The organism is Chryseobacterium culicis (assembly GCF_002979755.1).
GTDB lineage: Bacteria > Bacteroidota > Bacteroidia > Flavobacteriales > Weeksellaceae > Chryseobacterium > Chryseobacterium culicis_A.
On sequence record NZ_PCPP01000005.1, the window covers coordinates 200,145 to 221,787 of the forward strand.

Annotated in this window: 15 protein-coding genes; 12 read left to right on the forward strand and 3 right to left on the reverse strand. The window is 37.2% G+C overall.

Going from position 1 to position 21,643, the window contains the following annotated elements:
• Window positions 1-5: 5 nt before the first annotated feature.
• Window positions 6-3,401: an isoleucine--tRNA ligase gene (gene ileS / locus CQ022_RS20655; protein WP_105684168.1), complete on the reverse strand. Its 3,396-nt coding sequence runs from the start codon at window positions 3,399-3,401 to the stop codon at window positions 6-8.
• A gap of 452 nt (window positions 3,402-3,853) precedes the next feature.
• Here ileS and CQ022_RS20660 point away from each other — a divergent pair, with 452 nt between their 5' ends.
• The 3 genes from CQ022_RS20660 to CQ022_RS20670 all read left to right on the forward strand — a co-directional run bounded on the left by CQ022_RS20660 (window position 3,854) and on the right by CQ022_RS20670 (window position 7,587).
• A complete protein-coding gene (locus CQ022_RS20660; RefSeq protein WP_105684169.1) occupies window positions 3,854-5,542 on the forward strand; it encodes a M23 family metallopeptidase in 1,689 nt (562 codons plus the stop codon).
• A gap of 67 nt (window positions 5,543-5,609) precedes the next feature.
• On the forward strand, window positions 5,610-6,902 hold the full coding sequence (locus CQ022_RS20665; protein ID WP_105684170.1) for a phenylacetate--CoA ligase family protein: 1,293 nt from the start codon (window positions 5,610-5,612) through the stop codon (window positions 6,900-6,902).
• 76 nt (window positions 6,903-6,978) lie between these two features.
• Window positions 6,979-7,587 (forward strand): hypothetical protein, encoded by a 609-nt coding sequence (locus CQ022_RS20670; protein ID WP_123864463.1) that lies wholly within the window; start codon window positions 6,979-6,981, stop codon window positions 7,585-7,587.
• A gap of 34 nt (window positions 7,588-7,621) precedes the next feature.
• Here the strand turns inward: CQ022_RS20670 and CQ022_RS20675 are convergent, their stop codons facing one another.
• Window positions 7,622-8,878, reverse strand: a complete 1,257-nt coding sequence (locus CQ022_RS20675; protein ID WP_105684172.1) for an NAD(P)/FAD-dependent oxidoreductase — start codon at window positions 8,876-8,878, stop codon at window positions 7,622-7,624.
• Window positions 8,879-8,976: 98 nt separating this feature from the next.
• Between CQ022_RS20675 and hutH the strand changes: the two genes are divergently transcribed.
• The 9 genes from hutH to CQ022_RS20720 all read left to right on the forward strand — a co-directional run bounded on the left by hutH (window position 8,977) and on the right by CQ022_RS20720 (window position 20,417).
• Window positions 8,977-10,497 (forward strand): histidine ammonia-lyase, encoded by a 1,521-nt coding sequence (gene hutH / locus CQ022_RS20680; RefSeq protein ID WP_185126833.1) that lies wholly within the window; start codon window positions 8,977-8,979, stop codon window positions 10,495-10,497.
• Between the two features lie 82 nt (window positions 10,498-10,579).
• Window positions 10,580-11,311 (forward strand): 3-oxoacyl-ACP reductase FabG, encoded by a 732-nt coding sequence (fabG, locus tag CQ022_RS20685; RefSeq protein WP_105684174.1) that lies wholly within the window; start codon window positions 10,580-10,582, stop codon window positions 11,309-11,311.
• A gap of 1 nt (window position 11,312) precedes the next feature.
• On the forward strand, window positions 11,313-12,533 hold the full coding sequence (locus CQ022_RS20690; RefSeq protein ID WP_105684175.1) for a beta-ketoacyl-[acyl-carrier-protein] synthase family protein: 1,221 nt from the start codon (window positions 11,313-11,315) through the stop codon (window positions 12,531-12,533).
• A gap of 4 nt (window positions 12,534-12,537) precedes the next feature.
• Window positions 12,538-12,792, forward strand: coding sequence for an acyl carrier protein (locus CQ022_RS20695; protein ID WP_034692469.1), 255 nt, complete (start codon window positions 12,538-12,540; stop codon window positions 12,790-12,792).
• A gap of 120 nt (window positions 12,793-12,912) precedes the next feature.
• Complete coding sequence (locus tag CQ022_RS20700) at window positions 12,913-13,797, forward strand: lipid A biosynthesis acyltransferase (RefSeq protein WP_105684176.1); 885 nt, start codon at window positions 12,913-12,915, stop codon at window positions 13,795-13,797.
• A 175-nt stretch (window positions 13,798-13,972) separates the two neighbouring features.
• Complete coding sequence (locus CQ022_RS20705; RefSeq protein ID WP_105684177.1) at window positions 13,973-15,499, forward strand: phytoene desaturase family protein; 1,527 nt, start codon at window positions 13,973-13,975, stop codon at window positions 15,497-15,499.
• 1 nt (window position 15,500) lies between these two features.
• Window positions 15,501-17,189 (forward strand): C45 family autoproteolytic acyltransferase/hydolase, encoded by a 1,689-nt coding sequence (locus tag CQ022_RS20710; RefSeq protein ID WP_105684178.1) that lies wholly within the window; start codon window positions 15,501-15,503, stop codon window positions 17,187-17,189.
• Window positions 17,186-17,551: a hypothetical protein gene (locus CQ022_RS20715; RefSeq protein WP_105684179.1), complete on the forward strand. Its 366-nt coding sequence runs from the start codon at window positions 17,186-17,188 to the stop codon at window positions 17,549-17,551. The genes CQ022_RS20710 and CQ022_RS20715 overlap by 4 nt, the downstream gene beginning before the upstream one ends.
• A 229-nt stretch (window positions 17,552-17,780) precedes the next feature.
• Entirely contained in the window at window positions 17,781-20,417 is a 2,637-nt protein-coding gene (locus CQ022_RS20720; RefSeq protein WP_105684180.1) for a T9SS-dependent M36 family metallopeptidase, read from the forward strand.
• Window positions 20,418-20,468: 51 nt separating this feature from the next.
• Here CQ022_RS20720 and CQ022_RS20725 read toward each other — a convergent pair whose 3' ends face one another.
• On the reverse strand, window positions 20,469-21,641 hold the full coding sequence (locus CQ022_RS20725; RefSeq protein ID WP_105684181.1) for a DUF2062 domain-containing protein: 1,173 nt from the start codon (window positions 21,639-21,641) through the stop codon (window positions 20,469-20,471).
• Window positions 21,642-21,643: the final 2 nt, after the last annotated feature.

Here is a 21,643-nt window from a genome sequence, read left to right on the forward strand (position 1 = left end):
ACATGTTAATTTTTTTCAACATTTATCTTAAAATTAACCTCATCTATTTCGATTTCGTTAAAATTTGAAAGTGAAGATACAATTTCTATTTTATTTGACAAGACTTCAGAAGAAATATATTCTTCATTTTTCTTAATATCATCAAGGAAAGGTGAGTTTTCTTCAATGGAGATACTAATCTTGTCTGTCAGTTCAAAGTCTTTATCTTTTCGCAGGTTTTGAATTCTGTTGATAAACTCTCTTGCGATCCCTTCAGATTTTAATTCATCGGTTAACGTCAAATCTAATGCCACAGTTGTTTTACCATCGGAAGTAACAGTCCATCCCGGGATATCTTTTGTAGAAATTTCCACATCGTTAAGAGTGATTTCATATCCCTGAACATCTATTTTTCCTTCTTTTTCAAGATCGGCAATCTGTTCTGTAGTAAGATTGGCAATTTCGGCACCTACCACCTTCATATCTTTTCCTAATTTAGGACCAAGTGCTTTGAAGTTGGGCTTTATCTGTTTTACAATTAAGTGAGAAGCTTCTTCAGCATTGATTAACTGTAATTCTTTCACGTTTACTTCCTGTTTGATAAGATCTGCCACAGCAAGAATCTGTTCTTCTGTTTTAGAATCCAGTACAGGAACCAATACTTTTTGTAACGGCTGACGAACTTTTACATTTTCTTTCTTTCTCAGAGAGAATACCATACTTGTAATGTTCTGAGCCAAATGTGTTTTCTCCACCAGATCCTGATCGATTAAGCTTTCATCAGCTACCGGGAAGTCTGTAAGGTGTACAGATTCACAGTTTTCTTTTCCGGTTACTTTATTTAAATCCTGATATAGCTGATCCATAAAGAACGGAGCAATAGGAGCAGATAGTTTAGCAACTACTTCAAGACAGGTATATAAAGTCTGGTAAGCAGAGATCTTGTCATCAGAATATTCTCCTTTCCAGAAACGTCTTCTGCATAATCTTACATACCAGTTACTCAGGTTGTCATTCACAAAGTTACTGATTGCTCTTGCCACTCTTGTTGGCTCATAGTCTTCATAGAATGCTTTTACATCCTTGATCAGAAGGTTGAGTTCGGAAAGAATCCATCTGTCAATTTCAGGACGGTTTTCCACTTCTTTTTCTGAATAGTTGAAGCCATCCACATTCGCATATAAAGCAAAGAATGAATAGGTATTGTAAAGTGTTCCGAAGAACTTTCTTCTTACTTCGTCAATTCCTTCAATATCAAACTTCAGGTTTTCCCATGGGTTTGCATTGGAGATCATATACCAACGGGTAGCATCCGGTCCGTATACAGAAAGTGTTTCGAACGGATCTACAGCATTTCCTAAACGTTTTGACATCTTCTGCCCGTTCTTATCCAGAACAAGACCGTTACTCATTACGTTTTTATAAGCAACCGAATCAAACACAGCAGTTCCGATGGCGTGAAGCGTGTAGAACCATCCACGGGTCTGGTCAACCCCTTCTGCAATGAAATCAGCTGGGAATGCTTTATTGTTATCTATTAATTCTTTGTTTTCAAAAGGATAATGCAACTGCGCATAAGGCATGGAGCCTGAATCGAACCAAACATCAATCAGGTCACTTTCACGTCTCATTGCTTTTCCTGAATCAGAAACCAATACTACTTTGTCTACTACGTTTTTGTGAAGATCCACAAGCTCATAGTTAGATTCAGCCATATTTCCGATGATGAAACCTTTGAATGGGTTTTCAGTCATCAGTCCTGCAGCAATGGATTTCTCGATTTCATTGTATAGCTCTTCTACAGAACCGATGATCTTTTCTTCTTTCAAGTCATCTGTTCTCCAGATTGGCAACGGAATTCCCCAATATCTAGAACGGGAAAGGTTCCAGTCGTTTACATTTTCCAGCCAGTTGGCAAAACGTCCTTCTCCGGTAGCTTTCGGCTTCCAGTTGATTTCTTTGTTTAAATTAACCAGTCTGTCTTTTACAGCTGTCATTTTCACAAACCAGGAATCCAAAGGATAATACAATACCGGTTTATCTGTTCTCCAGCAGTGTGGATACGAGTGGACATATTTTTCTACTTTGAAGGCCTTGTTCTCTGTTTTCAACAGGATTGCAAGTTCTACATCCCATGATTTCTCAGGAGCAGTTCCTTCATCGTAATATTCGTTTTTGATATAAGTTCCGGAGAATATCTCTGGAACATTTTCTCCTTTGATGAATCTACCCTGTAAATCTACCAATGGAACAAGGTTGTCATTTTCATCTTTTACCAACATTGGCGGAATCTCAGGCTGAGCCATTTTAGCAACTCTCGCATCATCCGCACCGAAAGTAGGTGCCGTGTGAACGATACCTGTACCATCCTCCGTAGTTACGAAATCCCCTAAGATTACTCTGAATGCATTTTCAGCATTATCGTTGGGCGTAAACCAAGGAACTAATTGTTCATATCTCGTGTCAACAAGTTTATCTCCTGTAAACTCTTTTAAAACCTTAAAAGGAATTACTTTGGTTTCCGGAGTATAGCTGGCAAAATCTTCATCTGTACCTTCTGCATATTTTTTACCGAAAACCTTAGGTAAAAGAACACTTGATAAAACAACTGTTACGGGTTCAAATGTATATTGATTGAAGGTTTTAACTACAACATATTCTATATCTCTTCCTACAGTAAGAGCGGTATTGGATGGCAACGTCCATGGAGTCGTCGTCCATGCAAGGATATGTACATCTCCGTCAACATCATTGAACAATGCTGAAGAGTCTTTCTTTACTTTAAACTGAGCCACAACCGTTGTATCTGAAACATCACGATAGGTTCCGGGCTGATTCAGCTCATGAGAAGAAAGTCCTGTTCCTGCTTTTGGAGAGTAAGGCTGGATGGTGTAACCTTTGTACAACAAGTCTTTATTATACAATTGTTTCAATAACCACCAAACGGTTTCCATATATTTTGACTTGTACGTGATGTACGGATCATCAAGATCTACCCAATATCCGATTTTTTCGGTAAGGTTGTTCCAAACGTCTGTATAACGCATTACTGCTTCACGGCAAGCTTTGTTATAGTCTTCAATAGAGATTTTTTTGCCAATATCTTCTTTAGTGATTCCTAACTCTTTTTCTACACCCAGTTCCACAGGAAGACCATGCGTATCCCAGCCTGCTTTACGGAAAACCTGCTTTCCGTTTTGAGTCTGGTAACGGCAGAAAATATCTTTCAATGCTCTTGCCATTACGTGGTGAATTCCAGGCATACCGTTTGCTGAAGGCGGACCTTCATAAAAAACAAACTCAGGATTTCCCTGACGAATCTCAACACTCTTATTGAAAGTTTTATTTTGTTTCCAAAATTCCGCTACATTCTCTGCTACGTCAATAAGGTTGAGGTTTTTGTATTCTTTAAATTGGCTCATTGTAAATATCTCAATATCGTTGATTAATTAAGTCTGCAAATTTACTAAAATTTGTCGGTTTATAATATATGTTTTATTTTGATATCTTCTATTAAAAAGTTCAATCTCAGAAATATAAATGAAGAAAGTGAGAAAACGTGAATGGTGAATGGTCAATAAGTGAATTTTTCTGGGTGTTTTTTATATAAAATTTAATGCAATTTATTCAATAGGATTGGGCTTTAGCCCGCTTAAATAATAAAAACAAATCCAATGGCTTTAGCCAAAACTTAATGGTCACGCAAAGTTCACAGAGATCTATGGATAATATAAGATCGGTCGCAAAGGCGTTTCATTCAGCAGAGGAAATAGGGGTAAGAAAATACAATTGATTAGAAAAATAGGGTGGAGCAGCAACCGTTTATTGGCTGGAATTTTGTACATTTAAATAGACGTATAAAACCAAATGCTGTATGAAAATCTTTTATCACTTGATGCTTTTTGTTTGTTTTATCAACACAAGCATTGTACAGGCTCAAAATAATTATCTACAGAATTATTTCCGGAATCCACTCAATATTCCCATGCAGCTGGCGGCTAACTTCGGAGCAATCCGTACGAATCATTTTCATATGGGACTGGATCTGAGAACAAACAGCCTGGAAAATTTACCGGTTCTTGCAGCAGCAGAAGGTTATGTGAGTAGAATCAAAGTGGAGCGGTATGGATTTGGAAACGCCATATACATTACCCATCCCAATGGATATACTACGGTGTATGCTCACTTGAACAAATACTTCAATACGCTCGATGAATATGTAAAAGAAAAACAATATAAAGATGAAAAGTGGGAGCAGGACATAACGTTTCAACCTGGGCAGTTTCCTGTGGAGAAAGGACAGCAGATTGCCTTGAGTGGAAATACCGGAGGATCCGCAGGTCCGCATCTGCACTTTGAAATAAGAGATACCAAAACAGAAGAGTGTCTTAATCCGTTACTTTTTGGATTTGCTATCCCTGATAATATAGCCCCAATTATCAGTGGAGTGTATTGGTATGACCGACGTTTCAGTACCTATGAACCCGGAGCTAACGCAATTGCAGTGAAAAAAACTGGAAGTGGCTATAGTGCGGATGTAATCCGTGTAAACTCCCCCTTAATAAGTTTTGGAGTGAAAGCCGTAGACAAAGCCAACAAAGGATTTAATCTTGGAATTTATCAGGCTGAATTGCTAATGGATGGCAAGCTGATTTACAGTTTTAAAATTGATAAAATCCACTATGATGATACCCGTTATATCAACGGCTGTATAGATTATACTAAATTCATCAGAGATAAAATGGGAATTCAGCACCTGGCTGATTTACCCGGAATGAAACTTCAGAATTACAGCACTCCGAATTTGACAGGAGTTATCAATCTTCAGGATGAGGAAGTTCACAATATTGAAATGGTACTGAAAGATACAAAAGGAAATACAAGCCGGTTAACAACAAAAGTTCAGTTAAACAAAACCTTAGAAAAAGTGTCTTCCACAGGGAAAACGGTAACACCTAACGAAGGAAAAACTATTACCACTGAAAATACAGAGATTAGTTTCAGCAAAAATGCGGTCTATGATGCGGTCAATTTCAATGCCTATGAAAAGGCTGAGGCAGATCCTAATGCAGCTTCAAACAATATTGTTTTATACAATTCCTATATTCCGGTTCAGGATGAATATACTTTAAAAATAAAGCCAAATAGGAAATTAACCAATGCAGAAAAAGATAAAGCCGTTATGGTCCTTGATTATGGCAGTGATAAAAATGTTGTAAAGGTAAAATGGAATAATGATTGGGCAGAAGGGAAATTCAATAGATTAGGAGTTGTAAAATTACTGATAGATAATGCTTTGCCGTCTGTTTCATCCGGCTGGGCAGAAGGAGCATTGGTGAATATCGGCTCTTTATTGCTCAAAGGAACAACGAAAACAGGAGATATTGTTTCATTCCGTGCAGAACTGGATGGTAAATGGCTTCGTTTTGCCCGTATAAAAGATAATTTTGTTTACACATTTGACGAAAAGTGCCCCAAAGGATCAGGTTCCCATACTTTAAAAGTAACCACATCGAATACCGCCGGAAATACAAACATACAAACCTTTACCTTTCAGAGATAAATAATCTTTTAATACTTAAATCTTTTAATTTTAATTAAATAAATTTGCCTTTTAAAAATTAAAATCATTGGAATTTCATCCGTCAATTGAGAAAGCAGATATTCAGGAAATCAAACTATTTCAGGAAGAAAAACTTCATGAGCTTTTGGCTTATCTTGAAACGAATTCTCCTTTTTATCAGAAACTGTTCAAAGAAAATAATATCCATATTGCAGACATTCGTACGTTGGAAGATCTTCAGAAGATTCCTACCACTACAAAGAATGATCTTCAGCAGTATAACCATGATTTTTTCTGTATAACACCAGATAAAATTGTGGATTACAGTACTACTTCCGGAACATTGGGAGATCCGGTTACTTTCGGATTGTCAGATAGCGATCTTGAAAGACTTGCTTATAATGAGGCAATATCGTTTGCCTGTGCAGGGATTCAGAAAGGAGATGTTGTTCAGATGATTACCACTATAGACAAGCGGTTTATGGCGGGGCTTGCCTATTTTCTGGGCTTAAGAAAAATGGGTGCGAGTGTAGTAAGAATGGGACCCGGAATTCCTGAACTACAATGGGATTCTATTTTCAGATACAAACCTAAATATTTGATTACCGTTCCTTCTTTTCTGTTGAAAATGATTGACTATGCGGAAAAACACGGATTGGATTATAAAAATTCCAGTGTTTATGGTGCAGTATGTATCGGAGAAAGTATCAAAAATCAGGATTTTACAGATAATATTCTTTCACAGAAGATCAAAGAAAAGTGGGATATCAAACTCTTTTCCACCTATGCCTCTACTGAAATGAGTACTGCTTTTACGGAATGTGAACTCCAGATCGGAGGGCATCATCATCCGGAACTGATCATTACAGAAATTCTTGATGATAATGGTAATCCTGTGAAAGAAGGAGAAAGTGGTGAACTGACGATTACAACTTTAGGGGTAGAAGCTATTCCTCTGCTAAGATTTAAAACGGGAGATATTGTAACAGCTCACTACGAACCCTGTCAGTGTGGAAGAAATACGATGAGGCTAGGGCCAGTGATAGGCAGAAAACAGCAGATGATCAAGTATAAAGGAACCACACTGTATCCGCCTGCAATGAACGATATTTTGAATGATTTCAATACTATCCTGTGCTATCAGATTGTCATTCAGGCCAACGAAATCGGACTTGACGAAATTATCATCAAATTAAGTACTGAAGCGGAACACGAAGGCTTTGTGAATGAAGTAAGAGACCATTTCCGTGCAAAGCTGAGAGTAAGTCCGAAAATTGAAATTATAGATTTTGATATCCTCTCTAAAACAGTTTTTAATCCAAACAGCAGAAAACCCATTACTTTTATTGATTTAAGGTAAAAATTAAAAATAAAGAGTCGATAGAGATTTTCTTTTATAATATCTTTGGGCTCTTAAAATAAAAAGCTAATACACTATGAAAAAACTATTATTGCTGGTCTTTGTAGCTATAATGACCACCGCTTTCGGACAGGAAAAAATGAAATTAGTTGCCGGAAGTTTGGGTGTTTTGAAAGATCAGACTGAAGTAAACGTTGAGGTTAAGTTTGAGAATGTACTATTTATGAAAGAAAATATTACAGAAACTCAATATCTTGAAAACAGGAAAAAACAAGTTCTTGACAATCCTAAAAGAGGAGAAGAAGCATGGAAACAATGGATTGGAGAATGGGAAAAATACAAAAAGGAATATTATGTGGACTATTTTGCAAAGGGTTTGAATAAGACCTATAAAAATATTTCATTTAAAAAAGATGCTGCTGCAAAATATACCCTGCGCTTGGAAACAAATTGGATATTTCCGGGCTGGCATGCCGGAATTACTGCAATGACTGCTGAAATATCAGGTAAAATAAAACTGGTGGAAACAGATAATCCTTCTGTTGTTTTAGCTGAAGTAGAACTTAATAAGTTTGATAAATTTGTGCAAAATAAAGAATTTGTAATGGAGTACGGGAGAATAGCCTCAGCCTATGATTCTGCCGGAAGGTATTTAGGAAGAGAAATTAAAAAGTCTTTAAAATAAAACAAAAAACGGTCTGAAATTTCAGACCGTTTTTTTATTGTTGACTTTGCTGCTCCTGTTTTTCTAATTTAATCAGGTTCGCAAGATTTTTAATAACTGTATCGTGCTTTTTCACAAAAGGATTGTCTTTATTCCACACATAACCTGCTAAAACAGCACAGATCTTTTTCTTGACATCCGGATTTTCCGGCTGGTGGAAGAAGAGCTCCTGAAGATTTCCGGTATACCATTCTTTTACATAGGTGGTGAAAACATCCACTCCGTATAAAATATAATCTGAATATTCCGTCTGCCAGTCAATTTTTTCTCCGTTTAATTGTCTTAGAGCCAGTTTTGCTGCCAGCATTCCGGATTCTGTGGCAAAAGCCATTCCTGAAGAGAAAACGGGGTCAAGAAATTCTGAAGCATTCCCCGTTAAAGCAAATCCGTCTCCGAATATACTTTTAACCGAACAGGAATAATCTTTAAGATGCTTGGGTTCAAAAAGGAAATCTACCTCTCCAAAACGTTTTACATAATAATCAGAAAGAGAAATTGCCATTTTCAAAGCTTCAGCAGGATCTCCGTTTTCAGATAATTGATCAATATATTCGGTAGGTCCTACAATTCCCACACTGGTGTTTCCGTTAGAAAAAGGAATGACCCAAAGCCATACTTCGGTTTCAATAATGTCAAAAGAAATTAAAGTACCTTCCTCTCCCGGTTCTCTGTTAATATCATCTACATGAGAGAAAATGGCAGAGTGAGGAGATAGTTTTGAAGGTTTTTCAAGGTCTAGCAGACGAGGGAGTACTCTTCCGTAGCCGCTGGAATCAATAACAAACTTAGCATGGATTTCTTTCGTTTCTCCATCCTTATTTTTTACCGTAGTCACAGAATCCGTTCCGTCAAATTTTATGTCAATAACTTCGGTTTCAAATTCAAGATCAATTCCTTTATTAATAACTTCCTGAGCAAGAGTATTATCAAAATCAGCTCTCGGAACCTGCCAGGTCCAGTCCCAGCCTTCCCCGAATTTGTTGCTGAAATCAAAAATGCAGACTTCTTCACCACGAAGAAAACGGGCTCCCAACTTTTTTTCAAAGCCCATTTTGTCTAATGCAGGGAAAAGTCCGGCCTCATCAAAGTGGTCCATTACCCTTGGAATTAAGCTTTCACCCACTACCAGTCTGGGGAATTTTGTCTTTTCGACTACTTTTACGTTGACGTTATTCTTCTTTAAGTACGAAGAAGACACGCATCCGGAAGGTCCAGCTCCGATTACAAGAACGTCAACAAATTCTTTGCTCATCTTTGATTTTTTATTTTAATAATAACTTTTATCTTTGCCGCAAAATTAGTGACAAATAATTAATATTTTACAAAATTATCAACTATTACTTTTAATTGATGAAAATAAATAACTTTTTAGAACTGAAAGACTTTCAAAAAATTATCATTGAGAATGAAAAAATAGAACTGGATGAATCACTTTTATCGAGAGTGGATAAAAGTTTTCAGTTTTTAAAAGAATTTTCAAAAAATAAAGTAATATATGGTGTCAACACTGGTTTTGGGCCTATGGCTCAGTTTAAAATCAGCGATGAAGATACACACCAGCTTCAATATAACCTTATCAGAAGCCATTCTTCAGGAATTGGAAATCCTTTACCTGCCGAAGAAGTAAAAGCTTGTATGCTGGCAAGGTTGAATACCTTATCATTAGGAAATTCAGGAGTACACCAATCTGTTATTTATCTTCTTCAGGAGCTGATCAACAGAGATATTACCCCATTGATATTTGAACATGGAGGAGTAGGAGCAAGCGGAGACCTTGTTCAGCTGGCACACCTGGCGTTAGTATTAATTGGAGAAGGCGAAGTATTTTATAAAGGGGAAAGAAAATCCACAAAAGAGATTTTCGAAATTGAAGGATTACAACCCATTCAGGTAGAAATTCGTGAAGGCCTTGCTTTGATGAACGGAACTTCCGTGATGTCAGGAATTGGGATTGTAAATGCTTATAAAGCGAATCAGCTTACAGATATTTCCCTTCGACTTTCTTGTGCGATTAACGAAATTGTACAGGCTTATGACGATCATTTATCCGAAGCGCTGAACGGGACGAAAAAACACTACGGTCAGCAGAAAGTGGCAGAAAGAATGCGTGCTCATCTTGCGGATAGTAAGCTGATCAGAAAAAGAGAAGATCATCTTTACACTCATTTCGAAGAACAGGAAAAAGTATTCAAGGAAAAAGTTCAGGAATATTATTCTTTAAGATGTGTGCCTCAGATTTTAGGTCCGGTATTGGATACGTTGGAATATACAGAGAAAGTTCTTGAAAATGAGATCAATTCAGCCAATGATAATCCCATTATCAATGTTGAAGACCAGCATGTTTATCATGGAGGAAACTTCCACGGAGATTATATCTCTCTGGAAATGGACAAACTTAAAATTGTAGTTACCAAACTGACCATGCTTGCCGAAAGACAGTTAAATTACCTTCTGAATGCCAAAATCAATGAAATTTTGCCTCCTTTTGTAAATTTAGGTAAATTAGGTTTCAATTTCGGGATGCAGGGCGTACAGTTTACGGCAACTTCTACTACCGCAGAAAGTCAAATGTTGTCGAATTCAATGTATGTTCACAGTATTCCAAATAATAATGATAATCAGGATATCGTTAGTATGGGAACTAATGCTGCGGTGATCTGCAGAAAAGTAATTGAAAATTCTTTCGAGGTATTGGCCATTGAAGCCATTACGATTATTCAGGCTGTTGAATATCTTGGATTCCAGGATAAAGTTTCATCATCTACAAAAGAACTGTATGATGAAATCAGAAAAATAATTCCTGCTTTCTCAGATGATATGGTTATGTATCCGTATCTGGAGGAAGTAAAGAAGTATCTGAAAGGAATGTAACTATTAACGGCGGTGAATTGTCTTTTAAAGAAAGATGCATCATTCAACTTAAAAAAACTAAAAACGATATAAACACTAACGCATGAAATGTGCAATTGTAACAGGAGGCTCCAGAGGAATCGGGAGAGCAATCTGTATAAAACTGGCTGAAGAGAAAAACTATCACATCTTAATCAACTACGCTTCAAACGAAACGGCAGCAAAAGAAACTCTGGCTAAAGTACAAGAACTTGGATCTACAGGAGAAATTCTTAAATTTGATGTAGGGAATACCGAAGAAACACAGGCTGTTTTAACGGAATGGCAGGAGAAAAATCCTGACGCAGTGGTAGAAGTGATTGTCAATAATGCCGGAATCACAAGAGATGGTCTTTTTATGTGGATGCAGAAAGAAGACTGGAACAATGTGATCAATACAAGCCTTGACGGATTTTTCAATGTGACCAATTTCTTTATCCAAAAACTGCTTCGTAACAAATACGGAAGAATCATCAATATGGTTTCTGTATCCGGAGTAAAAGGAACCGCTGGTCAAACGAATTATTCTGCAGCAAAAGGGGCATTGGTAGGCGCTACAAAAGCTCTTGCTCAGGAAGTTGCCAAAAGAAATGTTACCGTAAATGCAGTAGCTCCTGGTTTTATCAGAACAGATATGACTCAGGAATTTAATGAGGATGAACTGAAAGCAATGATTCCTGCCAACAGATTCGGTGAAGCAGAAGAAGTGGCAGATCTTGTCGCATTCTTAGCATCTAAAAAATCTTCTTACATTACAGGAGAAGTGATTAATATTAACGGAGGAATTTATTCATAACATGGAAAATAGGGTTGTAATTACCGGAATGGGAATTTATTCCTGCATCGGGACATCTTTAGAAGAGGTCAGGGAATCCCTATATCAAGGAAAATCCGGTATTGTTTTAGATCCGGACAGAAAAGAATTTGGTTTCAGGTCTGGCCTTACAGGAGTTGTCCCAAAACCTGATCTGAAAAACCTTTTAAACAGACGCCAGCGTGTCAGTATGGGTGAAGAAAGCGAATATGCTTATCTGGCAACCATGGATGCATTGAAACAGGCAAATCTGGATGAAGAATTTCTGGATTCTCATGAAGTAGGAATCTTATACGGAAATGACAGCGTTTCTCAGGCTGTTGTAGAATCTATTGATATTGCCAGAGAAAAAAAAGATACTACATTGATGGGGTCAGGAGCGATCTTCAAATCAATGAACTCTACAGTAACAATGAACCTTTCCACGATTTTTAAGCTGAAAGGAATCAACCTTACCATCAGTGCAGCATGTGCAAGCGGTTCCCATTCTTTGGGACTGGCTTATATGATGATCAAGAATGGTTTTCAGGATATGATTATCTGTGGAGGAGCTCAGGAAACCAATAAATATTCTATGGCTAGCTTTGACGGATTGGGAGTATTCTCCGCCAGAGAAGATGAACCCACAAAAGCTTCCAGACCTTTCGATGCAGAAAGAGACGGATTAATTCCTAGTGGCGGTGCTGCCAGCCTTATTGTGGAAAGCCTTGAATCTGCTCAAAGAAGAGGCGCTCCGATCATTGCAGAAATTATCGGCTATGGTTTCTCTTCGAACGGAGGTCATATTTCAACACCCAATGTGGATGGACCAGCTTTGGCAATGGACAGAGCATTAAAACAATCAGGATTAAAAGCTTCAGATATCGATTATATCAATGCTCATGCAACTTCTACCCCCATTGGTGATGCCAATGAGGCAAAAGCCATCTATGAGATCTTCGGGAGTGAAGTTCCGGTAAGTTCTACCAAATCTATGACCGGACATGAATGCTGGATGGCAGGTGCAAGTGAAGTTATCTACTCAATTCTGATGATGCAGAACGATTTTGTTGCTCCCAATATCAATCTGGAAAACCCTGATAATGAAGCACAAAAGATAAATTTAGTGGCAAAAACAAAAAATCAAAAAATTGATGTATTTTTGTCGAATTCTTTTGGGTTTGGGGGAACCAATTCTGCACTAATAGTTAAAAAATTTGATTAAAAACATGGAAAGGGAAAAAATTGTTGCTATCGTTAATGATTTTCTGGTAAACGAATTCGAGGTAGACGGAGACGAAATCAGTAATGATGCCAACCTTAAAAATACACTGGGCTTAGACAGCCTGGATTATATCGACATGGTAGTCGTGATCGAATCCAATTTCGGCGTGAAATTAGGAGAAGCAGATTTCAAGAAAATGGTAACATTTGATGATTTCTATACAACGATTGAACATAAGATTGCTGAAAAAAACGCTTAGTTATTGGGTAAATCTTTATTCTATAAAATGAGCCAATGTAATACTACCACAGTGATTCGCTAACGGACACTTCTAAAATGGTAATATTACATTGGTTCTCTGTTATATTAAACTGTAGATATGAACAAGTGGAAAGGTAAATCTAAAGGAACAGTACTCGGATACAGAATATTCGTCTGGTGTATTAGAAATATCGGAATCAAAAGTTCATATGGGGTATTGTATTTTGTAGCAGCTTATTACTCGCTCTTTCAAAAGAAAAGCAACCAATATATTCTTTATTATTTTCAGAAAAGACTGAACTATGGATCCTGGAAATCCAAAGCCTCCATATTTAAAAGTTACTTTACCTTCGGAAAAGTTCTGATCGATAAAACCGCTATTTCTGCCGGACTTAGAGAAAAATACACCTATGAATTTGACGGTATTGAAAACCTCAGAAATCTTTTAGCCGCTAAAAAAGGAGGCGTACTGATCAGCGCTCATATCGGTAATTTTGAAATTGCAGAGCACTTTTTTGCAGATATAGACTTCGATTGCCAGATCAATCTGGTGACTACAGATCAGGAAGTTACCGTAATCAAGGAATATCTGGAAAGCGTTGCTGTAAAAGAGAGTAATATCAAGTTTATCTACGTAAAAGAAGATATGTCGCATATCTTTGAGATCAATCAGGCTTTGTCCAATAATGAGCTTATCTGCTTTACCGGAGACCGCTATTTTGAAGGCTCCAAATATCTGGAAACAGAACTGCTCGGGAAAAGTGCAAAATTTCCGGCAGGCCCTTTTTTGATTGCCTCAAGGTTAGGGGTTCCCGTAGTATATGTTTATGTAATGAAAGAAAAGAATCTTCATTACCATTTGTATGCAAGAGTAGCACAGAATATCAAAAACCGTGATTCACAAGGCCTTTTAAATTCTTATGTTCAAAATCTTGAAACCATGGTGAAAAAATATCCGCTTCAATGGTTTAATTATTTTGATTTTTGGGATGATATTGATTAATTTTTCTATTTTTATCAAATAAAAACGAATAAAAAACTAAAAACCATTAAGATTTACCGAGGTTTAAGATGATCAGATCATATTACCTGATACAAATTTCTTTGTTTACTTTACCAAAGTAATCTTTAAATATCTTAAATTCCCTGTTTCTTAATTATTAAAAGCACATTCTCTTTTGAAGAAAGCATACGACATACTTGTAATCGGAAGCGGATTGGGAGGTCTTGTTTCAGCTCTTATTTTGGCGAAAGAAGGCCTGAAAGTATGTGTTCTGGAAAAGAATAACCAATATGGAGGAAATCTGCAGACCTTTGCAAGGGACAAACTTATTTTTGATACGGGAGTTCATTATCTTGGAGGATTGGCAAAAGGACAGAATCTGAACCAGTTCTTTTCCTATCTTGAAATCATGGATGATCTTGAGCTTCAGCTGATGGATGAAGATGGCTACGACAGGATCAGCTTTGGAGAAGATGAAATAGAATATCCCCACGCTCAAGGATATCAGAATTTCGTAGAACAGCTTTCAAAATACTTTCCCGAAGAAAAAGAAAACCTTGAAACCTACTGTGAAGAAATCCAGTATGTATGCAGCCAGTTTCCCAGATATCATGTGGTAGGAAAAGATAGCTATAATGAGGAAATCCTGCATCTCAATACCAAAAGATTTATTGAATCCGTTACCCAGAACAAAAAACTTCAGTCGGTTTTGCTGGGTTCCAACTTTTTATATGCCGGAGATTCCGAAACCGTACCTTTTTATGTACATGCTTTAACGGTAAATTCTTATATTCAAAGTGCTTACAAATGTGTAAAAGGAGGAAGCCAGATCTCTAAACTTTTGATCAGAAAGCTTAGGGAATATGGAGCAGAAGTACATAAGCATTCAGAAGTTTCTGAATTTGTTTTCAATGAGAATAATAAACTGACCTCTGTAAAAACAAAAACAGGAAAAGAATACACGGCAAAACAATTTATTTCAAATATAGAAATCCGTTCCACCATTAAGCTGATTGGAGAAGAAAGGTTGAAGAAGTCTTTTCTGAACAGAGTTTTAAGCTGGAAACCGGTTTCATCATGTTTTAGTATTTATCTGGTTTTAAAACCTCACAGCCTTCCCAACTTTAATTACAACAGATATCACTATTCATCCGAAGAGCAGGTATGGAATGCATTCCGCTACAGGAAAGAAGCATGGCCGGAAACGTATATGCTTTCATCCACCCCTTCAAAACATCATCCTGAATTTGCAGAAAGCCTTACCGCTATTTCTTATATGGATTTTGATGAGGTTAAAGAATGGGAAAATACCTTCAACACGGTAGCAGATGAGCATGAAAGAGGAGCAGCCTATGAAAGGTTTAAACTCGAAAAGACAGAGAAAATGCTTGATGCTCTGGAAAAGAAAATTCCCGGCCTAAGGCATACCATTAAAACAATATATACATCTTCTCCCTTGTCTTACCGGGACTATATCGGGAATTTTGAAGGAAATATGTACGGATACATGAAAAGCTCGGAGAATCCTCTTAAAACAATGGTTTCTCCCCGTACCAAAATCGACAATCTGTTTCTTACCGGACAATCCGTGAATATGCATGGAATTTTAGGAGTTACCATCGGAGCTTTTAATACCTGTGCAGAAATTCTTGGAAAAGAAACGATTGACATGAGGTTGATACAAATGATTAATAAAAACTAAAGTGAAAAAAACTAAAACCATTTATAGATCCCATAAAAGAGCTTTTCTTTACCTTACTTTTTGTTTTTTCCTCACGGCCTGTGGAATATCAAAATCTATCCGGCATATTCCAGAGGTAAAACAATATGCGCTGGAAGTTCCGACGGTTACCAGAATCAACGACAGTACTTTTAGCTATAATCAAAATTATCTTACCAAAAATAAACAGCAGCTCTGGGAACTTTATATTAAAGGAAACCCGATACAGCTGGGATATAATAACGGAGCATTGACTCAAAGCTTAATGCAGAAGCAGGAAAGTATCTTCTTCGCAAAAGTTGAAGGGTTTGTACCCTCAAAATTCAGACAAAGGCTGTTAAGAGGTTTTTTAAAATGGTACAACAGAAAAATGTATCTGAATGTAAGAGAAGATTATCAGGCAGAATTATATGGTTTAGCACAATATTCATCTGATCAGTATGATTTTATTGCTCCTAAATATTTAAGGAACCTTTACCTGCACGGTGCTCATGATATCGGGCATGCCATGCAGGATCTTGCTATGGTAGGCTGTACATCTCTTGCCGTATGGAACGAAAATACCGAAGATGGAGACCTGCTGATCGGAAGAAATTTCGACTTTTATGTGGGAGATGACTTTGCAAAAAATAAACTGGTAGAATTTGTTCAGCCAGAGGAAGGAATTCCGTATATGTCTGTAAGCTGGCCGGGAATGATTGGTGTGGTTTCCGGTATGAATAAAGAAGGAATTACAGTCACGATTAATGCCGGGAAATCAAAAATTCCTTTGACGGCAAAGACTCCCATTTCCCTTGTTACAAGAGAAATTCTGCAGTATGCCAAAAATATTGATGAAGCGATTGCCATTGCTAAAAAAAGAAAAGTTTTCGTTTCTGAATCTATTCTTGTGGGAAGTGCAGCAGACAAAAATGCGGTAATTATTGAAGTTTCGCCTAAAAACTTCGGTGTATACAGAGTGCAGAATACCAGCAGGGTTCTTTGTACGAATCATTTCCAGTCTGAAGCCTATAAAGAGGACAGAAGAAATCAGAAACATATTGAAGAAAGCCATTCCGAATACCGTTATGAAAGACTTCAGGAGCTTTTACAGGAAGAAAAAAAGATGACCCCGGAAAAGATGGCTTCCATTTTAAGAAACAGATCCGGCTTAAAAGATGAAAACATAGGCTATGGTAATGAAAAAGCACTCAACCAACTTTTAGCTCACCATGCGGTTATATTTTCACCTCAGAAAAAGCTGGTCTGGGTTTCTTCAAATCCTTACCAGTTAGGAGAATTTGTATGTTATGATCTGAATGAAATCTTTTCTGACAAACCATTATCGCAAAGTCTGCAGGCAAAAACAAAATTGAATATTGCAAGGGATCCGTTTGCCGATTCTGAAGAATTTGAGCACTATGAACAATCTAAAATGCTGGCTAAAGAAATCAATGAGGCCGCAGAAAATAAAGATATATTGTTGACAGATGATCTTATTCCTCATTATCAGTCTATGAACCCCGATTTTTGGCAGGTGTATTATCAGTCAGGAAAATATTATTTTAACAAAAAAGAATATTCAAAGGCAAAAGTCGAATTTGAAAAAGCTTTGACGAAAGAAATTACCACAGTTCCTGACAGAAAAAATGTTGAAAAGTACCTTAAGAAAACTTTAAAGAAACTGAAATGATCCCCAAATATATAAAACTGCTGTTCTGCATTCCTTTTGTCATTATCATCTGCCATTCCGTGTATTTGTTTACGGTATACAGTTCAATCCCAGACACCATCCCTATTCATGGCTATGGAAATATGAAAGACATTGATGGAAGCAAAATATTTCTTATCATGCCAATCCTCATGAATTTGGTTATTCTTCTCTTTATCTGGCTGATTATCAGAAGACCTGATAAGATAAAATTTACTTTTGAAATCAATGATGACGAAAGAGAAAAAATATACCATATCACCCAGCTGGCGCTGGTAATTATTGCCATATTTGCTACCATTATGATGACTCCATTATCATTCTCTGATGTGGTTTACAGATAAATAACCATGAAAAAACTTATTGCTCTTCAAAATATTATGAAGCATAAGGAAAGATAGATGAATGGGTTTTAAAGATCTATAACATTTTTGAGTAGTTAATAGTGAGTAATACAATTTACTGACTTGAATTATTTTTTTAAATAAATAATATGTGATTTTGTAACAATTTAGATCGTTTTTCTACTAACTGTTAAATCTAACGTATTAATATTTGTTAAAAGTAATCTAAATGAAAAAAATTCGACTAAGTGTTAAGCTATTGTTGTTTTGTTCAATTTTTGGTGCGGGTGTAGTATCTGCCCAGCAATATGAACAAACCATCAAGGACTATGTTAATTCTGCTCAGGGATCGTTTCAGAGAGTGAATCCGGAGCTTAAAGTATTTAAAATCATTAATGTAGATCCTTCAAAAAGCTTAAATGGAGATGTTGTAGGGATACAGCAAACAATTAATGGTATTCCTGTTTTTGGAAGCTCTGCCAATGTTTTGATCAGAGATGGAAAAGTTTTAAACTTTGCAGATACTTTCATTAAAAATTCCCCTTCTGCGATTAAAGGAAAAGAAAAAGGGAAAAAAGAATCATTAGTAGCTGAAACCGTTAAAAAGCTGAACGGTTTACCTACTGTTAAAAATGTTGACGGAAAAGAAGAACCTATCCGTGTCAATACGGTTTATTTTGCAAAAAATGGAGAGCTGATTCTGGGTTACCAGTTCTATATTGAAGAAAAAGGAACCGGTAATGTATGGAATACCATCGTCAGTACAGATGACAGCAGCATTTTATACCAGGAAAATACAACTTTATCATGTAATTTTCACGATGAAGCTTATGATCACCATAGTTCATCAGAACATAATATTCAGACCTCTTTACCTGAAAATATAGCAACTGCAAATCTGCAGAACCCTGCAAATTTCGTATTAGTGCCTGATAATGCTTCTTACAACGTGTTTGCATTTCCTACGGAAGCGCCTACGTTTGGAGCAAGGACATTGCTTACCAACCCATGGGATCTGACAGCTTCACCGGAAGGATGGCATTCTGACGGAACTAATCATTATACCATAACAAGAGGGAACAACACATTTGCTTATACTGATGAGAGTAATCTCAATACTCCACAATTTTCTCCAGATGGAGGGGCAAACAGAGTATTTGATTTTCCTTTAGATATAACAGCCAGTCACACAACATATACTTCGGCAGCAGTAACGAATTTATTCTACAATGCGAATAAAACGCATGACGTATTTTATAAATTCGGATTTACAGAATCTGCAAGAAATTATCAGGTAAATAATTTTGGAAACGGAGGAGTAGGTAATGATCCTGTTCTTGCGGAATCCAGAGATGGTAGTGGTCTTAATAATGCCAACTTTAGCCCGGGTACTGATGGAACAAGCGGAAGAATGCAAATGTTCCTTTTTTCACCGAGTGGAAATGTAAGGTATCTTTATTATAATTCACCATCCACTTATACCGCCAGAGCCCCTATTGCTACTACCGCGAATTTTGGACCTCAAATTATGGGAAATCCACCTGTAACAGGAGATCTTACTCTTTCTACACCTGCTGACGCATGTACTGCAGTGACTGCCGGAAGCCTTGTAGGAAAGATAGCAGTAGTCAATGCTGCAGGATGTGGTTTTGCTGTTAAAACAAAGAATTTACAGAATGCAGGGGCAGTAGGAGTTATACAATACCACCCGTCAAGTAATACTCCTGTAGGAATGGGAGGAGCGGATGCTTCCATCACAATCCCTACCATTATGGTGGGTATGTCAGAAGGTCAGTTCCTGGTGAATGACCTAACTAACGGAACTGTTGGTAATGCTACATTGAAAACAGATGCCGTTTACAAAGATGCAAGTTTAGATAACGGAGTAATCAGCCACGAGTACGGTCATGGTATTTCCAATCGTCTTACCGGAACAGGAAGCTCTTGTTTGTCTTTTATTTCGTCTAATGAGCAGATGGGTGAAGGATGGTCAGACTTCTTCGCTTTGATGATGACAACCAGACCGGGAGATACTTCTTCTATGGCCAGAGGTGTAGGAACTTTCGTTTCAGGACAGACTACTACCGGTGGAGGAATAAGACCTGCAAAATATTCACCTGACTTTGCCATCAATGATTATACTTATGGCCGTACCAACGGGATGAAAATAAGTACAACTATTTCAGGAATAGCAGTTACAGTGCCTGATGTTCACAGTATCGGATTTATCTGGGCTTCCATGCTTTGGGACCTTAACTGGAAATATGTAGAAAAATACGGATACAACAGTAACGTTCTTGCAGATGCGAACAGTGGAAGTGCACGAGTACTTCAGTTGGTCGTAGATGCTCTTAAATTACAGCAATGTAACCCAACTTTCATACAGGGAAGAAATGCGATTCTTGCTGCAGAAATGGCAAAAACAAATGGGGTAGATAAATGTATGATTTGGAATGTATTCGCTAAAAGAGGGTTAGGGGTTAATGCATCTGCAGGAGCTCTTAATGGTTTAGCAATGGGTGCTAATCAGCCTTTACCGGAAATGAGTGATCAGGTGGAAGACTTTACTGTTCCTGCAGAATGTGCTGCATTGGCGGTAAAAGAAATTAATAATTCTAAAGGAATATCCATCTATCCAAATCCTGTAAGAAATGAATTCACGATAAAAACACCGTCAGATGTTAATCTGTCAGGAATTACAACTGTTTCTATCTTTGATTTTACAGGAAAACTGATTTCTAAAGAAAGTATCAACCTTAATAAGCAAAATACCATCAGTGCAGAAAAACTGATCAATGGTGCTTATATTGTGAAAGTTAGCAATGAATCAATTGACTATTCTCAAAAGATTATCGTTTCAAAATAGGAAATAATAATAACTAATTGTGATGAGCCTGGAACATTGTTCCGGGCTTTTTTAGTTGTTTTCCGGGCTTACTTTATTCAGGAACAGAAAAGAGGCTATCCCTGCAAGAGCAGAAAGTGTTGTACTTAAGATGAAACTGCCGATAACGTATTGCAGAAGATTGTTTTTGATCAGCTCAAAATTTAAATCCTGGCTTAAAATATCACTGTCACCACTTACAAATGGTGCTCCTAAAAATAGAGAAGCGGCAATGATAAAAGGAATAAAAGGGGGAAGACTTACATTGGAGGCTACAAATGCAAGTACTTTGTTGAGCTTAAAGAGTACAGATAGACTGATGACCAGAAGCGTCTGAAATCCCCAAAAAGGAGAAAGCCCTATAAAAACTCCCAGCGCTATAGAAAATGCCTTTGTACGGTTGCTCCCGTCACTTTCTAAGACATCTTCCTGTATGAATCTTTTAAAGCTTTTTTTTTTGAAATTATTCACGAAATTTCTCGGAATAATATAAAGCAGGGTAATCGTCACCAAAATCGTATTCAGAATACTGATTCTCGTAAAATCCTTGAAAGGTCTGAAGTGGGAAACCCGTTCTGCCGGATCATATAAAACCCTGATCGGTACATTTTTTACCGGAACATGTCTCCAGGCAGTTCTTACAATGATTTCGATTTCAAATTCAAACTTGGGGGTAAAATATTTCTTTGGAATTCTATGTAAAGGATAAAGTCTGTATCCGGATTGGGTATCTTCCAGTTTTATACCAGTTTCAAACCAGAACCAGAAGTTGGAAAAACGGTTTCCAAAGCTGCTTTTCTTGGGAATACCATCCTGAGACATATTTCTGTTTCCAATCAGAAGAACTTCTTCTTTTTCCTGAAGAAGCGCCTCTACGAATACCGGAATATCATCCGGATAATGCTGTCCGTCCGAATCAATGGTGATGGCATAATCATACCCGGATTTTTTTGCTGCTCTAAAACCTGTTTTAAGGGCATTTCCTTTTCCTTTGTTCTCTGGTAAAGAGATTACCGTAATCTGAGGATATTGGCCAAGGATCTGAGGGGTAGAATCTGTGGAACCATCATTGACCACAATAATACTTCCGGTGTAGTTGAGAACACCGTCAATAACCCTGTTCAGAGTCTTTTCATTATTGTAGGTAGGTATTAAAATGCATATCTTCTTTTCAGAAATTGCATTTTGAACTTCAGCAAGGGACATTT

Bases quoted from the DNA above. Each gene is read 5' to 3' on its own strand.
- ileS (WP_105684168.1), bottom strand. From the start codon at position 3,401: ATGAGCCAATTTAAAGAATACAAAAACCTCAACCTTATTGACGTAGCA.
- CQ022_RS20660 (WP_105684169.1), top strand. From the start codon at position 3,854: ATGAAAATCTTTTATCACTTGATGCTTTTTGTTTGTTTTATCAACACA.
- CQ022_RS20670 (WP_123864463.1), top strand. From the start codon at position 6,979: ATGAAAAAACTATTATTGCTGGTCTTTGTAGCTATAATGACCACCGCT.
- CQ022_RS20675 (WP_105684172.1), bottom strand. From the start codon at position 8,878: ATGAGCAAAGAATTTGTTGACGTTCTTGTAATCGGAGCTGGACCTTCC.
- hutH (WP_185126833.1), top strand. From the start codon at position 8,977: ATGAAAATAAATAACTTTTTAGAACTGAAAGACTTTCAAAAAATTATC.
- fabG (WP_105684174.1), top strand. From the start codon at position 10,580: ATGAAATGTGCAATTGTAACAGGAGGCTCCAGAGGAATCGGGAGAGCA.
- CQ022_RS20690 (WP_105684175.1), top strand. From the start codon at position 11,313: ATGGAAAATAGGGTTGTAATTACCGGAATGGGAATTTATTCCTGCATC.
- CQ022_RS20695 (WP_034692469.1), top strand. From the start codon at position 12,538: ATGGAAAGGGAAAAAATTGTTGCTATCGTTAATGATTTTCTGGTAAAC.
- CQ022_RS20700 (WP_105684176.1), top strand. From the start codon at position 12,913: ATGAACAAGTGGAAAGGTAAATCTAAAGGAACAGTACTCGGATACAGA.
- CQ022_RS20715 (WP_105684179.1), top strand. From the start codon at position 17,186: ATGATCCCCAAATATATAAAACTGCTGTTCTGCATTCCTTTTGTCATT.
- CQ022_RS20720 (WP_105684180.1), top strand. From the start codon at position 17,781: ATGAAAAAAATTCGACTAAGTGTTAAGCTATTGTTGTTTTGTTCAATT.
- CQ022_RS20725 (WP_105684181.1), bottom strand. From the start codon at position 21,641: ATGTCCCTTGCTGAAGTTCAAAATGCAATTTCTGAAAAGAAGATATGC.